This window comes from Microcystis sp. M53603_WE2, assembly GCF_030065435.1.
Genome location: NZ_JASJFF010000387.1, coordinates 1 through 2,640 on the forward strand (window position 1 = coordinate 1; position 2,640 = coordinate 2,640).

The 2,640-nt window shown below is 46.8% G+C and carries 3 protein-coding genes; 2 read left to right on the top strand and 1 reads right to left on the bottom strand.

Features of this window, described 5'->3' with window-relative positions:
• Positions 1–88: 88 nt before the first annotated feature.
• Entirely contained in the window at positions 89–526 is a 438-nt protein-coding gene (locus PX481_RS08235) for a hypothetical protein (protein WP_288023968.1), read from the bottom strand.
• 422 nt (positions 527–948) lie between these two features.
• On the opposite strand from PX481_RS08235, the gene PX481_RS08240 reads away from it, so the two are divergent.
• Positions 949–2,283, top strand: a complete 1,335-nt coding sequence (locus PX481_RS08240; protein ID WP_288094326.1) for a lysophospholipid acyltransferase family protein — start codon at positions 949–951, stop codon at positions 2,281–2,283.
• 139 nt (positions 2,284–2,422) lie between these two features.
• On the top strand, positions 2,423–2,635 hold the full coding sequence (locus PX481_RS08245; protein ID WP_052276232.1) for a hypothetical protein: 213 nt from the start codon (positions 2,423–2,425) through the stop codon (positions 2,633–2,635).
• The last annotated feature ends 5 nt before the right edge of the window (positions 2,636–2,640 follow it).

Below are 2,640 nucleotides of genomic sequence, written 5' to 3' on the forward strand. Positions count from 1 at the left end.
CTAAGACAGTGAGTTCTTTTCTTCTTCCGTGAATTCTAGGTTAATCATGTTTTTAATGAGTGCTTTGCTTCTAATTATGACTCTTAAACTATATTATTGTCCTTGAGTAAAAAATGCAAGTTGTAGCCGTGCAAAGTATAAATCCTAGGGTACTGGCCACCTCAAATAGGCGGGTATCACCCCGAAATAAGAGGATAGTGACTAGCCAAAGTCCAGCGGCCCAAATGCCAAAATTAAAAGCGTAGAGAATAGAAGTAATTAATAAACTAAAAATAAAGCGGCTGGGGGGAATCCGGTTAATAAATAAGACAAAACTTTGTCCGATCGCCTCGGAAACACTAGCGATAAAGACAACGATAATCGCTTCTTCCAAACCAAAGCGCAGGGATTTAATGGTGACGAAAGCGCGGGGATCGAGAACCAGTACACCGAAAAGGGTCGGCCAGGAAGGAGCAAGAAATAAAAGCAGCAATCCAGCGATTCCTAGTAATCCCAAAAGAGCCAAGGCTTGAATCAGTTGTTTCACGGGCGTTGTTAAAGTTAGATCGGTTAATGATGAGAAGGTCAGAGCGGGCGATCGAGGTTTACCGGCGGCTAGTTTGTCCGCCGATACTTAGGGTTTGCTGAAAAAGTTTTTCGTGGGGACAGGGTGTGGGGTGTGGGGTGTGGGGTGTGGGGTTTTACCGGTTTTGAGGTGGCCAATTACCTAATTTTCAGGGAAAAAGTGCCTCAATTTTCCCCCTCATCACTGCCATGCCTGGTACTTTTTGATTGACAAAAAGTCTAAAAGTCTTACCCAACAAGGTTTTTACCATTATTCAGCCAGCCCTACTTAGGAGCATTGAAGATGGAAAAAAATCAAATATCATACTTAGGTGAACCGATAATTTTCTCCGGCTCCGCTCAAAATCCTTGATTCTGTTCTATCCATAATAAACTCATTCTCCGATGACAAAACCTATCCGCGCCCAATCACCGCTAAAATTTCTCGCCCCCCATTTTAACCCCTTGGTCTTGGCGGCAATTTATCGGCTGTTGCCCTTCTATTTGCGATCGCAATGTCAGATTGAGCGGGTGGAAGGGGAAAATAGCGAAATTCTCGTCGATTGTTACGGCCGTTTCCAAGCTGGACAGTTGCGGTTTCTGCTTGCCTATCGTCATTCCAGTACTAACGATCCCCCCTCCTTGATCCATTATCTTCATACCAACCTGCCTAAAATGGCGGCAAATGAGGTAATAAGTTTAAATAAGCCAGTTTTTGGCTATTTTCTCTACGATCGAGGGATTCCCCTCTGGGCAGGTCCAGTGGCTAATTGGCTCTTACCGGCGATCGGTGGCGTTCCCGTGATCCGCGGTCGTCCCGATTTCGGCTGTTTGCGTACCCTGCGCCATCTCTACGTTCGCGGGCAATTTCCCTTGGCCATTGCGCCGGAAGGCTATACCAACGGTCACGGCGAACTGGTCAGTCGTTTAGAATTGGGCTGCGCTCAAACCAGTTTTTGGTGTGTCGAGGATCTGGTGGCAGCGGGGGAGAATCAGCAGCTGTCTATTGTCCCCATCGGTGTGAGGTATCAGTATTTAGAAAATCCCTGGCCGAAGATTTGGCAACTCTGTGGGGCGATCGAGCGCGAATGTGGTTTTCCTCCGGGGGATGGGGCCAATCGGCAATTAGAAAACTCTCTCTCATCGAGGGAATGGAATCCAGAGCAGCAATTGACCCCAGAGGAAGAGGCCCTACTCTACCCGAAACTATTGCGTATTGCTGAATATTTATTAGAACAAATGGAAAGTTTTGATCGGCGTTTCCATACCGCCATTCAGTTAGAGGAACAAGCGGCAAAGTTAGCCAATTTGAGTCCGATCGAGGGATTAACCCTGCGTTTACAGGGATTGATGGACGCAGTATTAAAAATGTTGGAGGGATATCTGCAAATGCAGCCCCATAGCGATCGCAATTTGCTCGAACGCGCCCAGGATATCGAGGATACGGTCTGGGATTGGATCTATCGTCGGGACGTGGACATCCAAACCCTCTCGGACGTGGAAAGGGGTTTGGCGGCTCTAGTCGCGTCGGAAGCGCATCAACATCTCTGGCACATGAGATGGGTGGAGAATTTTGTCGTCGTCACCGGTCATTATCTAGGGTTTGCTGAAAAAGTTTTTCCTGGGGGTAGGAGTCAGGAGTCAGGAGTCAGTAGCCGGTCGTCGGTCGTTTCAGGCTTTGTTGCCCTCTTTTTTTGTACCAGTTTATGTACTACGAGGAGAATAATGCAAGGTTTTTGAATGTCCCAATCCTATTTTCTTGCACTAACATCAGATTTTAACAGGTCAAAAGCCTTATTTTCAAAGGGTTTTACCATTATTCAGCAAGTACTATCTACAAAATAAACCCACCGCTAGAAGGTTTGCAGAGACTTTATTGATGATTAATGCCCTGATTCACGAAATTACGGGCAAAGGCCAAGCTCGGCCGGCAATTGCACCACAAAAGGCGATAATTACCGTAGCAGAACCCCTCGATGTGACGGCACGCTGGCACAGCACCTATCAACGGGACGGGGCAGCCAAAAAACAAGCGGTGCGAGAATTAACTAGCACCTTAAAAAAATCTTTAGAATCGATGACAAACCCTTGACATTA